The organism is Mesorhizobium sp. M0029 (assembly GCF_040323735.1).
Classification (GTDB): domain Bacteria; phylum Pseudomonadota; class Alphaproteobacteria; order Rhizobiales; family Rhizobiaceae; genus Mesorhizobium.
In genome coordinates this window covers 1-14,145 of record NZ_JAMYVF010000043.1, presented here as the reverse complement: position 1 = coordinate 14,145, position 14,145 = coordinate 1, and the positions used below count along the sequence as shown (strand labels likewise).

Genomic DNA, 14,145 nt, shown 5'->3' with positions numbered 1-14,145 from the left:
CGGAGCACCTCGTGCAATCCATCCGGGTTCGAAAGCAAAATGTCTTTGACGGCAGCGCTGGCGGTCTTAACTTCAGTCTTGGTCATGGTGGCGTTCCTTCGCGAGAATCAGTGACGTGAACAATCACCAGCCTGCCATGACCGCCCCCTCTCAGCGAATTTGCAGAACTCTCAGCACACTACCCGATTGCAGGCGAGCTTCCAAAAAGGTCGACCCAGACTCTCAAGGCCTGCTGCACAGAGCCACAGGCTGGGGGACTCTGAGCAAATCGGAAATCTGAGTCGCTTGCTCTGAACCGTCCGCGTCATGCTGCTGACCGGTTTTGATCCTCCGGGGCTCCGCATGGGCAATAGCGACGAAAATGCTGTCGAGCAGATCCTTGTCGCGGAGGAACTTGCGAAGCAAGGGACCTCGGCCAGTACGCAAAAACGCCCGGCACTCTTGCGATAGCCGCGGAATATGCGGAAGGTCCGTCAGGCGGTCCGTCAAAGGCAATCTCTAAGCACCGATTGTCGCTGATCATCCTGAAAGGATTTGTTTTTATTTCAGCGCGTTACGTCAGATTGGCGTATTTTCGGCGGCGTTTGAGTGGGCCTGAATCATTCCCACTCGATTGTTTATACAGCCTATAACCCATTGAACGACTGTCAGTATTTTCCATCACAGCAAAAAAGTCCGCCACCAGAACCGTCAAAAAATTACCCTTTTGATTTAAAGGAAAAATCGGCGCAAAAAATATTTTGAGGTTTCACCAACTATCGGGATCAATCGGACGATTTTTTGCAGTTTGTGGCGTTCGACAGCCGCGCCCAACACTTTTCGAAATTACCGTCACTGCTCCAGGTGCATTTGCGCGTTTCAAAATCAATGGCTATGGTAGGCCCGGAGGGCGAATGAAAATCGTTGATTTTGTTGAGTTCTTCGTGGGCCAAAATCTGAAAGCTTCCCGTATGCTCCCGCGACCCCGAACTGCCGACCATAGCTGACCTCGTTTTCCAAACCTTGGGAGACCAGGTCCAGAACGTCGGAAATTGGGGCCGGTTGCAGATCGGCAGCTGTGGCAACAGCCGCGCGACCAGCTGACGGTCTAGCGTCTCGATATGGCCGATGAGACTTGGGAAGTACGAACATGCGGCAGCTTGCAGGCAGTTGTAATCCGTGGAACGGATTTACGAGTTGACGCGCCGGATTAGGACGGGCTCACTTGCCTCGAAGTTCATCCTGTTGCCAACCAATTGCCATGTGGGCTCGCAGATGAATATGCGCCCCAGAAATAGTCAGGCTATCTGAGCAGATTGGTTGTAAGTTGCCACTGCGGTCCCTTCCCGGGGAGCATTCTCCTTTGCCTGCGCGAACCCGGATGGCTGTTGCCAGAAACCGCACCTGAGTATCTTTATGTGCTATTTTTGCTACATTCCTTAGATTTATGGCTTGAACTCAGCGTTTTACCGGTCACTAAATCAATAAGCGCTCACATATTTTGTAAATTTGTGAACAATCACGCTTGAGTTGTAGCGCCCGGGGATAAGGGCGCGGGGAAACGTTGGGATGGGCAAAATGAAAACAATAGTTATGCCGGCCATTGGCAAGCGCCTTGGCCTGCTGACGACGGTCGCCATATTGAGTTGTGGGAATGCTCACGCGCTCACTCTCCAGGAGGCGATGGCGGTTGCGGTGGAGTCCAACCCCGAAATTGGCCAAGCGATCGAAAACCGCGAAGCAATCGAATTCGAGCTACGCCAAGCGAAGGGACTTTATCTTCCCAGCGTCGATGTCGAGGCGTCGGCGGGGGTTCGTCGTCTCGACAATTCCTCCCGGCGTTCGCTGTCCATAGAGGATGACGCGCTCTATCCAGCGGAAGCCGATGTCGTTGTCACGCAGACGCTTTATGACAGCGGCGCAAGGCGGGCGGAACTGAACCGTCAGGCGTCGCGGGTCGACGGCGCATCGTTCCGGGTGCTGGAACGGTCTGAATTCATTGGACTGTCTGTCGTCCAGGACTATCTCGAATACATGCTGCAGGCTTCGATCGTTTCAGAAGCGAAGAAGAATCTGGGCTTTCACCAGGCAATCCTCGGCGACATCCGGCAAGGTATTGCAGGCGGCGCGTTGAACGAGGCTGATCGCCAGCAGGCCGAGGAGCGGCTGTTCGCTGCCAAGGCACGTATGCAGGAGGCGACCGAAGAACTGGAGGCTTCCAAGATACGGTTCTTCAAGACGGTCGGTAAGCCGCTGACCAACGCGTCAAGGCCAGGCGATGTCTCGAGCGCGCTGCCAAGGTCGCTCGACGACGCGCTAGGGCTGGCGCGACAGAACAATCCGCGCGTCCACATGGCCAACAGCGATATCGACGCCGCCGCCTCCCTCGTGGATGCGGCGCGGGCGAAATTCGGGCCCTCCGTCATCGCCGAAGGCCGCGCCCGCGGCGGCTATGACATCGACGGCGACGATGGCGACGCCAGCGACCTGCAGGCGCGGCTGGTGCTGCGCTGGAACCTCTATCGCGGCGGCATCGACAAAGCCAACGAGCAAGAGCAGGTCCGCCGCACCAGCGAGCAGCGCCTTGTGCTGCACCAGGTTCTGCGCGAGATCGAGGAAGCCGTCCGTACGTCATGGGATCGCCGCTTCCGGCAGGCCGATCTGGCAAAGACATTGAAGCTTCAGGCTGCCGCCAACGAAAGGCTGGTGGCGTCCTATCGCGAGCAGTTCAAGGTCGGACAGCGCTCGCTGCTCGACGTGCTCGACGCGCAGAACACGCGGTTCAACACAGCTACGCTTGCCGACACCGCATCCTACGCGTCGCTTTTCGCGCAGTACCGGCTGCTGGCGGCAACCGGGCAGTTGCTGAAGACCATGAATCTTCAGCCGGCAAAACAGGCCACCGCCTATGCCAAGGCCGAGTTCAATGCGCCTGAAACGGCCGACACCGAAACGTATGCGCGCACGCCGTCGGAGCAGACGAACGATCTGCCTTTCGACATCCTCGCACCGGTAAGAAAGAAGTAGGAAGGTCAAGGACGAACGATAGTCCTGCGGGCCGATCGTGAACCCACAACCCAAAATCCTCTCCCCAAAAGAGGCGTTCAAGGCCTGCTTCTCCGCTGTTGCCGGGTACCTCGGCAGGCCGAGTTCCGAGACCGTGCTGTTTGCCGGCGTGCCGCTGTCAGACACCCGCATCGATATCGACGCCATCCGGCATCTTGCCGAACGCATCGGTCTTGAAATCACGGAATTCAGCCATCGCGACTTTCTTCGCGGACGCATCGACCTTCCCGCCATTCTGTTTCGCGTCAGCCAGTTGCCGGTTGCGCTGCTTGCCCAGACCGAGGACGGTGGATTTACGACCGCTCCCCAGGAAGACGGGCGCACCACAATTAGCAAATCCGAGTTTTCCGGAAGTTATATTAGTGGCGGCGTTTCCTTCTCGATAACCTATGCCAACGCAGTCGAAGGGATGAGCGTCGGTTCGGCGGCCAAGATCGAGCGGCGACATTGGCTGACCGGCACGATGGGGCCGTTCTGGCGCACCTATTCGAAGGTCATCCTGTCGGCGGTATTCATCAATCTGCTGGCTCTTGCCTCACCGATCTTCACCATGAACGTCTACGACAGGATCTTGCCGAACAAGGCGATATCGACGCTCTGGGTGCTGTCGATCGGGATCGGCGCGGTCATTCTGTTCGACCTGCTCTTGAAGACCGCCAGAGCGTCACTGATCGACTATGCCGGGCGCAAGGCCGATCTTCGCATCTCCTATATGCTTTTCGAGAAGGTGCTGAACTCGTCCTTGTCGGCAAGGCCCGGCTCAACCGGCGAATATGCAAATCGGGTGACCCAGTACGAGTTCGTGCGCGAGTTTTTCACGTCGAACACCATCAGCGTCTTCATCGACACAGCCTTCGTCTTCGTCTTTCTTCTTGTCATCTATGCGATAGGCGGTTGGCTGGTCGTCATACCGGCCATTGCCTTTGTCGCCTCGGTGATCGTCGGGCTGATCACGCAACGGCGCATCGGCAAACGCGTTGCCGCTTCCATGAACGAGGCTTCGCAGCGCCAGGCCCTGCTGGTGGAATCCATCTCCACGCTGGAAACGATCAAATCGCTGCGGGCAGAGGCGTACCTTCTGCGAAAATGGGCGGAGCATTCCAAGAACGCATCCAACACGTCCGAGAAGATCAAACAGCTTTCGGCTGCCGCCGGCAACATAACGCAAGCCATCCAGCAGATGGTCACCGTCGCTTTGATCGTGGCCGGCGCCTATGCCTTTTCGGAAGGGCATGTCTCGACCGGCGCCATCATCGGCACCGTCATGCTGGCGGGCCGGGCGGTGGCCCCGCTTGGGCAGATTGCGATCACCTTGTCCAGACTTCGCCAGGCGATGCTGTCCCTGCGAATGGTGAATTCGATCATGGCGCAGCCTGAGGATCGGCCGGACACGGTTGGTTTCGTCAACCGCCCCATTCGCAACGGTGCAATGGCATTCAGGAATGTCGGCTTTGTCTACCCGGGTTCCGAAAACGAAGTGCTGACCGGCCTGAATTTCTCGGTGAAGCCCGGTGAGCGGATTGGCATCATCGGCCGCATAGGCTCGGGAAAGACGACCATGGGGAGGCTGATCGGCAGGCTTTTCCTGCCGACCTCCGGCGAGCTGCTGCTGGACGGGATCGACATCCGCCAATACCACCCATCGGAGGTTCGCGCCGCGGTCGGGATCGTCGCGCAAGCCAACGATCTATTTTCCGGCACCATCAAGGAAAATCTCCTGATGGCGTGCCCGGAGGCGACCGATGAGCAGATCGTCGAGGCGGCCAAGGCTGCCGGCGTCGACGACTTCGTCTCCCGCCATCCGCGAGGCTACGACATGAATGTCGGCGAGCGCGGCACCAATCTCTCGGGCGGTCAGAGGCAGACAATGGCAATTGCCCGCCTGTTGCTGACCAAACCGAAAATCGTGTTCCTGGACGAGCCGTCCGGCTCGATGGATCTGGCTTCCGAGCGCCAGCTGATCAAGCAGCTCAAAGTGGCTTTCGATCGCAACACGACCCTGATCGTATCGACGCACCGCTTCAGCATGCTCGAGCTGGCCGACCGCCTGATCGTCATCGAGCAGGGCAAGATCGTTGCCGATGGACCGAAAGACCAAGTGATACAAGCGCTGCAGAAAACAAGCGCCTGACGAACAGAATTATGCGTGAACACAGCACGTTGGGACGTGGTAAATGCTAGCCAGGGAAGACCGTCCGCCGCTTTTTGCGTCGGCTTCGATATTCATTATCGGAGCGCTTTTTGCGAGTTCGGTGGCCTGGGCATCCTTCGCCGAGGTCGATGAAATCGCACGCGGCGACGGCAAGATCATACCGGCGTCGAAGACCCAGATCATCCAGGCCAGCGAGCCGGGCGTGGTTCAGGAAATCGCCGTGACGATCGGTCAGGTCGTCAAGAAGAATGACCTCATTATTCGTCTCGACAACACCTTCAACACTTCCAGCCTTGGCGAGCAGCAGGCCAAGGCGCGGGCGCTGCAGACGCGCATTGCACGGCTCCAATTCGAACAGACCGGCAGCCTCGAGGGCGCGTTTCCCTGTCCGTCCGAGATCCAGAAGGTGGCGCCGGAAATCTGCGACAACGAGCAGAAGCTGCTAATCGCGCGGCGCGACAACTTCGAAGTCAAACTGTCGGTTCTAAAGTCGCGGCTCGATCAGCGTGAGAAGGAACTCGACGAAGCCAACGCCAATGCCGATCGCCTCACCAAGAACCTGGCCGTCAGCGACCAGGAGGCGAAGCTGGTCGAAGCGATGGTCAAGAAAGGCCTGATGGCGCGAACCGAGCAGCTCCGCGTCGAGCGCGAGCAGACCGAGCTCAATGGTCAGCTGACGCTTGCCGGAGAGACCATCAAGAAAGCCAGGTCTGCCATCACGGAAGCCAAGCTTCAGGTCGACGAACTTGGCCTGCAGCTGCAACAGGAAGCGCTCAGCGATCTGACGCAGGCGCTGGCCGATCTCTCGGTGGTGGACGAGACGATACGCGGTGCCACCGACAAGGTGGCGCGTACCGATATCCGTTCGCCTGTCGATGGTATCGTCAACACGCTTGACATCAACACGGTCGGCGCCTTCGTCCAGCCCGGCGCGGTCGTCGCGGGTATCGTGCCGACGTCCGAGACCCTGCTGGTCGAAGCCCGGGTCTCACCGCGGGACGTCGCCTTCATCCGGCCGGGCCAGGATGCCCTGATCAAGGTGACCGCCTATGACTTCTCGATCTTCGGCGGCATCGAAGGCAAGGTGTCGAACATCACTGCCGACAGCCTTGTCGACCAAAAGACCGGCGAACCGTACTATCAGGTGCGTGTCGCCACCGACAAATCGACCCTGACACGCGACGGCAAGACCTATTCGATCATTCCCGGCATGATCTGTTCGGTCGACATCAAGACCGGACGCAAAACGATTCTCACCTACCTTCTGAAACCAATCAACAAGGCGCGGGAGGAGGCAATGAGTGAGCGATAGTGCGATCTCCCGCCCGGTCGATCGCGACCGGCTGCTGCCACCGCTGGCGAGTGAGGATTTCGGTCTCGAGTTCCGGGTTGTGGCGCGTGGCGGCACGCGCCGCGGCATTCGTCTGGAGAGGGCGTTCTGGACTTCGCTGAAGCAGATGGCGGAAAGCCGCAAATGCACGATCGGCACACTGATCGAGGAAATTGCAGAGAGCCACGCCAACGCCGGAAACCTGACATCGGCAATCCGCGTAGCCTGCATGCGTGGACTGGCCGACCAGAACGTCACCTTGCAGAGGCTCGCGTCGATCAAGACCATCAACGCCATTCTCGTCGCCTGTCCCTCGCCGGCCTTTGCCCTGGCATCGTCGAAGAAGATCCTGACCTTCAATGCGCCGTTCCAGCAGCTGGTGCGGCGGCAATTGCCGGTGGCGCCGAACGAGGACGCGCGCCAGGATCTCAAGCTGGCGCTGGACCTCAATGTCGCCGACATATTCGCCAGGCTGGACGCCAATGGCGAGACGCCGGTCGCGACCGGTTTCGTCATAGGCGCCGGCGACCGCCGCTACCGCGGTCAACTGAGCGCGGTGCGGGCGCCGGTGGTCGAGCCGGAACTGCTGATGGCGTTCGTCTTCGGCGGCTAGAGCAATTCCGGGAAAAGTGTGAGCGGTTTCCGTGGAAAATTGCGTCAAACAAGAGATAGAGCGCTCAAGACTCTCTGATGAGAGCTTACGGCTGCACACCTTCACCAGGCGCGACCGTCGAAAGGCCGCCCTTGATATCGGCTATTTGAGCAGAACCGGTCTTCGCGCCATGGATCCACGCGCGATCGGTGCTGAACGAATACAGCGGCACGTAGGTCGGCAGGTCTGTATCGCGGGAAACTACATTGCTCAAACTGTCGAGAATGAAGACGCCGCTGCCGGTGCTGACCGACAGCACGGCATGAAAGAAACCGCGCTTGCGATCCTGCAAGACGACCAGCGACATGCTCTGCGCCGGGATGCCTGCATGCAGCAGCGCAGCCATCTTGAGGATGGCGAAATCCTCGCAGTCCCCTGCCCGCCGCTCAAGGATTTCCCGGGGCTTGGCCCAGTAGTCGAGCTTGCCGTAAACCACGCTGTCCTTCTTGTAGGCGATGGCGCGATTTATACTTGAGTTGACGAAGAACAGCTTATCGATGAAGCGCTTGTTCCCGGCTGCCTTGACTATCTCGGCAAAGGCGCTGTTATTGCGTTCGCACGCGCTGCTCGCGGTACAGTCGACAATTGCCTTGTAGACCGGCGCCCAGCGCGCCGAAACCGGGAAATTGCGCATCGACAGGGCAACAGAACCGAACACGCCGGGAATGATCGCCGCCGTCTGGATCAGGTCGATCCCGGCGGCGGGCGGCGCGATCGAAGAACCACGCTTTTCATCAACGGCAACAGGACCATAGCTGCTGAAAATCATGCCGATCCGGTAGGCTGAAACCGGCTGCCATGGCTGCGGCCGAGCCAGCGAAACGCCGCCGAGACTGGAAGGGGTTTCGACCGCCGCCAGAACTCCAGCGGCAGCGCCGGCATTCACGGTAATTGCTTTCGCGGATGATGGCTGCGGCAGGCTTGTGATCGCCATTGCCAGCAGGAGGAGCCTGAGCCCGGTTATTCCCAGGGCAGATTTTTCTTTTTTCATAACGCCCACCTCTTGACTGTGGACGGTACCAATCTTGTCTCAAATTACTGGAAAGGAAGGTGGATAAGTTTCCTTCAATCGGGAAGATCTATTTTGCGTAAAACTTTATTCAATTTTATACTTCTTTCACCAATCCAGCTCAGCCGGCGGATATCAAACGAGGCGCGGCGCGCCCAATGCATATCAGATTATATCTTCCGGGTTTACCTTACGTAAAAAATGCCGAGACTTGCATAACAGGATATATGAAATTGAGTGCGGGACAGTTGCAAAGCAGAAGTCGTCACTGTCTCTATCCGGGAAATGCCGGAGGGGTTTGGCGATGACGACGAGTAACGATTTGGATACCGTCTCGAATTCTTGGGACGAGCACTCTTCACATGAACATGGCGGCCAGCCATCGCAGGCAGGCATCCAGGTAGCGCAGGCCGCTCAGGCGGCGCCTGCCGAGCCGGTACCGGTCGATGTCGGCAGTGGCGCACCCGTTCAGCCGGCAGCACCCGCGGAGGCGAAAGCGCCGGCGGCAGCCGCGCCGCATGAATACGTGGCCGACGCCAGCAACATCGTGAAACTTCCGGCGGACGTCTCCATCGACAACATCAAGGTCGACGGCCACAATCTGTTGCTGGAACAGGCCGACGGTTCAGTCATCCTCATCAAGGATGGCGCGCTCAACGTGCCGACCTTCATCATCGGTGATGTCGAAGTTCCGCGCGTGGCCTTGCTGGCCGCTCTTGAAGCGAGCCACGTCGATGTCGCCTTCGGTGCTGATGGTTCGATATCGGCCGGCCCCGGAGGCGCCCCAGGCAGTGCCGGCGGCGACTTCACCATTCCCCCAGGTGGTATCGGCGACGGCTTCGATATTTCCGCATTGTTGCCGCCGACGGACCTGCAATTTGGACGGCTGGAGCCGCGTGAGCTGACGATCGGGGTCAGGGAAGAAGATACGACGCCGACAATCGACATTGGCTCCGGATTTGTCGTCAACGAGGCCGCGCTTTCCGACGGGACGGATCCGGCCAGCACCGCCGAGCAGGTTTCAGGGACCTTCAACATCGTCTCGGGTGATGGCATCGGGACGCTTGTCATTGACGGTGTGGACGTGACCAACGGCGGCAGCGTTGCCGGGCAATACGGCACGCTCGTGGTCACCGGCAATCCGACGAACGGCTATAGCTGGGTTTATACCCTTGCCGACAACACTCTTGATCATCACGACAAGTTATCGACCGGAACGACCGAGGGGGTTTCCGACAGCTTTGCCGTCGTGGTTACAGACACAGACAATGAGCCGGCCACCGCGACCCTCAATATCGGTGTGCTGGATGACGGCCCAACGCTTTCCGTCCAGGCAACTGTGCAAGCGGGACAGTTGCTTTCAGTCGAGCTCGACGAGACGGTCGGCGGCGACCGCTACAATAGCGGCGAGACTGAAGATGCCGGCGGCAACGCCAACACCGATGACGGCGTTGGCCTGGCCCAGGTGACGACCGGCCTGGCGGGTGGCCTTTCTTCGCTGTTCGCCGTTGGCGGCGTCTACGGTGCAGACGGACCGGGCAGCACGACCGGGCAGTTGGCATTCACCGGCATTCCAGTCGGTGGCCTTGCCACGAATCTCACTGCCACCGACGGCGGCGCCGTTACGCTCTTCCTCGAAGGAGGAGTGATTGTCGGCCGCGACACGCAGAACAATCAGGTTCTGACCATTGCGATCACCGGTGCGCCGGGCGCCGAGCAGCTGCAGACCACGCTCTATGAAGCTCTCAACCATGGCGCCGACGGCAACAAGTTCGATTCCGAGCTCAACCTTGCGCTGACCAATGGCGGCCAGGTTCAGCTGCAATATGAGGTGACGCGCCAGGACGGCGACGGCGACACCGTCATCGAGAAGGCTACCGTCGATCTGATCGACGGCAACGGCTCGGCATTCTCCTTCGACGATGACGGGCCAAGCCTTACGGTTGGCGCCCACGATGGAGCCGCTGGCCTGCTTTCGGTCGAGCTCGACGAGACGGTTGGCGCGGACCGCTACAATGGCGCTATCGGCGAGACCGAAGACGCCGACGGCAACGCCAACACGGATGATGCTGGTCCGGGCCTGGCACAGGTCAACACGGCAGTATCGGGCGGACTGACCAATCTGTTCACGATCGGCGGCAGCTATGGTTCGGACGGTCCTGGAACCGTCACCGGAACTTTGAGCTTCACCGGCATTCCGGCCGGTGGCCTTGCCACGAATCTCACTGCCACCGATGGCGGCGCCATCACACTGTTCCTCGAGGGCGGCGTTATCGTCGGCCGCGACACGCAGAACAATCAGGTTCTGACCATTGCGATCACCGGCGCGCCGGGCGCCGAGCAGCTGCAGACCACGCTCTATGAAGCGCTCAACCATGGCGCCGACGGCAACAAGTTCGATTCCGAGCTTGACCTTGCGCTGACCGATGGTGGCCAGGTTCAGCTGCAATATGAGGTGACGCGCCAGGACGGCGACGGCGACACCATCACAGAGAAGGCGACCGTCGACCTGATCGACGGCCAAGGCTCGGCATTCTCCTTCGACGACGATGGACCAAGCCTAACGGTCGGCGCCCACGATGGAGCCGCTGGGCTGCTTTCCGTCGAGCTCGACGAGACGGTTGGCACGGACCGCTACAATGGCGGCGAGACTGAAGACGCTGGCGGCAACGCCAACACGGATGATGCTGGTCCGGGCCTGGCACAGGTCAACACGGCAGTATCGGGCGGACTGACCAATCTGTTCGCGATCGGCGGCAGCTATGGTTCGGACGGTCCTGGAACCGTCACCGGCGCTTTGAGCTTCACCGGCATTCCGGCCGGTGGCCTTGCCACGAATCTCATTGCCACGGACGGCGGGGCCATTACGCTCTTCCTCGAAGGCAGCGTCATTGTCGGCCGCGACACGCAGAACAATCAGGTTCTGACCATCGCGATCACCGGCGCGCCCGGCGCCGAGCAGCTGCAGACCACGCTCTACGAAGCGCTCAACCATGGCGCTGACGGCAACAAGTTCGATTCCGAGCTCAACCTTGCGCTGACCAATGGCGGCCAGGTTCAGCTGCAGTATGAGGTGACGCGCCAGGACGGCGACGGCGACACCATCACAGAGAATGCGACCGTCGACCTGATCAACGGCCAAGGCTCCGCATTCTCCTTCGACGATGACGGGCCGAAGGTTATTGGCGCCGCCCAGGTCACCGCGAATGTCGACGAAGATGGTCTGCACAACAGCCAGTCCACCGGAAATGCCGACAATCCTCAGCTCGACGGCGAAGTGACCGGAACAAACTCCGCGGTTGCCATCGGTGCTGCCGGCGCATTGAATGCAATCGTCGACTTCGGCTCTGACGGCCCTAATGCGACCTCCGCTTTCGGCCTTGTCACCCAAACCACCCCATCGGATTCGGGGTTTGATTCGAAAGGCGGCAACGTCCTCATCGTCTCCGACGGCACGACCCTGACCGGCTATGTCGATGTAGGCGCCGGTGCCGGCTATCAGGCGGGCACGGATCGTCCCGTTTTCACCCTGACCGTCGGTGCGGACGGCTCCTATGTCTTCACCCTGATCGACCAGATCGATCATCCGACGCTGCCGGGCGACAGCACCGAAAACACGCTTGCCAATGGCGGGATCGATCTCTCGGCATTCGTCGTCGCCAAGGATGGCGACGGCGACACCATCGGACTGGCGGCTGGTACGTTCAAGGTCCAGGTGCTCGACGACGTTCCGCAGATCCTCGCCCGGGACGCCGGCACGACAACCACAACCACCACCGAAACGATCGTCTATACGCTGCAGGCCGGCAACACCGATGTTCGCGGCATGGATGGCGCCGGCAATCACGACATCAAGCTCACCGGCATCGACATCAACGAAGGCGACAATTCCGTCAACACCACGGGTACCAAGATCGGCGTCGGCGACGGCCAGATCATCGACGGATACGAAACCCATCCGCATTTGACCGGCCCCGAAATCGTGACGATGGACTTCGTCAATGATCTTGTGATCACACCCAACGGTCCGAATCCGCCAAGCGTCAGCGACAGCGGCTCGTACGATGTCGCCTCGGTCAAGTTCACGATCGATGTTGCGGAAGCCCAGGGTGTCGAAGCCGCCGTGATGTTCATCGGCGCCAAGGACGGTGGCACATTCGAACCGTTCACCGTGAACATCAACGGTGTGCTGACCGCCGGCACGGCTGTCTTCGAAGGCGGCGTGCAGGTGGGCTATGCCTTCGCCGGCGTGCCGGATGGTGCGACGGTCGAGGTCATTGGCAGCACCCCGTTCGACCAGCTCAAGGTGGGCAACTACAACGATTTTACCTTCGATTCCAACGCTGGCGGGACCGATGCGACCTTGACTGGCGGCAACCCGTTCAAGATCTTCGGCATCGAAGCCAAGATCACGACCGTCACCACACAGACCGAAGTCTTCCGGGTCAGCCACGACGAATCCGCCGGCGTCAACAATGCCGCGGATCCCAATCCGGCCAACGACACCGCGCTTCCCCCGCCTGCCCTGGTCACCGAACCAGACGCACTAGGTTACGCAAAATCTTCAGCCAGTGCACTCGGCCTGTTCAATGCGTCGGTTGGCGCGGACGACGACGCGACGTTCTCCTTTGCGGTGACGGATGCGAACGGCAACCCGCTGGCAAACATCGATTCGGGCCTGAAGACACTCGACGGCCTGGCAATCATGCTCTCGACAAATGCGGACGGCGTTCTCGTCGGTTCTGCCAACGGCATCGACGTGTTCAAGGTTTATGTCGATCCGACCGGCGCGGTCTGGATCGGGCAGTATCAACCGATCGCTCACAATGTCGACGGTTCAAGCACCGCAGCATTTGACGACATCGCGACCGTCGCCGCCGACCTGCACGTCAAAGCCACCATCACCGATTTCGACGGCGATACCAGCACCGCCGTATCCCATGTCGCCTTGAGCATCGAATTCCAGGATGACGGTCCGGTCGCGGTAGATGATCAGGACTCGGTCACAGAAGAAGGGCCGCTCACGGCAGATGGCAATGTGATCACGGGCGTAGGCGGCGCCGACGCAAACGCAACCGACGGCCACGCGGATCACCTCGGCACCGACGGCTTGGGCTCGATCACCTGGGACGGCGCCGATGCCGATCATCATGTAGCAGGAACCTACGGCGAGCTGACGGTGGGCGCTGACGGCAGCTATAGCTATGCGCTCTATACGCAGGCACAGAATCCGACCGCATATGCCGCAGTGCAGGCGCTTTCGGTCGGCGAGAGCCTGTCTGAAACCTTCGACTATACGCTCACGGATGGTGACGGCGACACCGCGCCGGCTTCGCTAACCATAACGGTCAATGGCGCCGATGATATCGTCACCATTTCGGGGCTAACGCCACAAACGGACGGCGGCGATACAGTCGTTGACGAAAAAGGGCTTCCACCTCGCGGATCCGAGCCGGCTGGCTCCGGCGAACTCCAGGACGCCAATCCAACCAACAACTCCGATCATTCGGAGACGAATGGCGGCACGTTCGCTTTCACCTCTCCGGACGGCCTGGGGTCGCTGCAGGTGGGCACCACCAGCATCAGCTATGCCCAGCTCTCGAACTCGGGCGCGGTTCCCATCGTCATTGCGGGCGGCCCGGTCTACGGCACGCTGACGATCACCGGCTTCAGCGGAACAAACGCCGGTGGCACAGTGAGCTACAGCTTCACGCTCGCCGATAATGTCGATCATCCGGGCACGGGAGTGGTCGGAGCGGCCGATCAGCTGTTTGCGAATTATGCCGTTGTCGTCACCGATGAGGATTCGAGCTTCTCGAACGGAACGTTGTCGATTGCCATCAATGATGATGGTCCGACGGCGGTCTCGAACAGCAACAATGCTGCCGAGGGCGCCATCGTGACCGGCAACGTGCTGACCAACGACGTGGCCGGCGCCGACGGCTTTGCCGCCGGTG

6 protein-coding genes are annotated in these 14,145 nt (G+C 60.0%); 5 read left to right on the top strand and 1 reads right to left on the bottom strand.

The window, feature by feature from the left end; all coding sequences use genetic code 11:
* Positions 1 to 1,557 precede the first annotated feature (1,557 nt).
* From NKJ76_RS31595 to NKJ76_RS31580, 4 genes are read left to right on the top strand one after another with little or no spacing between them, the layout of a single operon-like run.
* Complete coding sequence (locus NKJ76_RS31595) at positions 1,558 to 3,006, top strand: TolC family protein (RefSeq protein WP_023704343.1); 1,449 nt, start codon at positions 1,558 to 1,560, stop codon at positions 3,004 to 3,006.
* Between the two features lie 37 nt (positions 3,007 to 3,043).
* Complete coding sequence (locus NKJ76_RS31590; RefSeq protein ID WP_352539164.1) at positions 3,044 to 5,176, top strand: type I secretion system permease/ATPase; 2,133 nt, start codon at positions 3,044 to 3,046, stop codon at positions 5,174 to 5,176.
* A 43-nt stretch (positions 5,177 to 5,219) separates the two neighbouring features.
* Positions 5,220 to 6,509, top strand: coding sequence for an HlyD family type I secretion periplasmic adaptor subunit (locus NKJ76_RS31585; RefSeq protein WP_023667951.1), 1,290 nt, complete (start codon positions 5,220 to 5,222; stop codon positions 6,507 to 6,509).
* Positions 6,499 to 7,140 carry a ribbon-helix-helix domain-containing protein gene (locus NKJ76_RS31580; RefSeq protein ID WP_023712249.1) on the top strand — a complete coding sequence of 214 codons (642 nt, stop codon included), beginning with the start codon at positions 6,499 to 6,501 and terminating at the stop codon, positions 7,138 to 7,140. Before NKJ76_RS31585 ends, NKJ76_RS31580 begins: the two co-directional genes overlap by 11 nt.
* 85 nt (positions 7,141 to 7,225) lie before the next feature.
* Here NKJ76_RS31580 and NKJ76_RS31575 read toward each other — a convergent pair whose 3' ends face one another.
* Positions 7,226 to 8,170 (bottom strand): transglutaminase-like cysteine peptidase, encoded by a 945-nt coding sequence (locus NKJ76_RS31575; RefSeq protein WP_352460198.1) that lies wholly within the window; start codon positions 8,168 to 8,170, stop codon positions 7,226 to 7,228.
* Between the two features lie 322 nt (positions 8,171 to 8,492).
* Between NKJ76_RS31575 and NKJ76_RS31570 the strand changes: the two genes are divergently transcribed.
* Positions 8,493 to 14,145 (top strand): beta strand repeat-containing protein (locus tag NKJ76_RS31570; protein ID WP_352539163.1); only part of this gene is annotated, 5,653 nt, incomplete at its 3' end.

What these genes read in the sequence shown, in the direction of transcription:
- NKJ76_RS31595 (WP_023704343.1), top strand. Translation starts at nt 1,558, where the DNA reads ATGAAAACAATAGTTATGCCGGCCATTGGCAAGCGCCTTGGCCTGCTG.
- NKJ76_RS31585 (WP_023667951.1), top strand. Translation starts at nt 5,220, where the DNA reads ATGCTAGCCAGGGAAGACCGTCCGCCGCTTTTTGCGTCGGCTTCGATA.
- NKJ76_RS31575 (WP_352460198.1), bottom strand. Translation starts at nt 8,170, where the DNA reads ATGAAAAAAGAAAAATCTGCCCTGGGAATAACCGGGCTCAGGCTCCTC.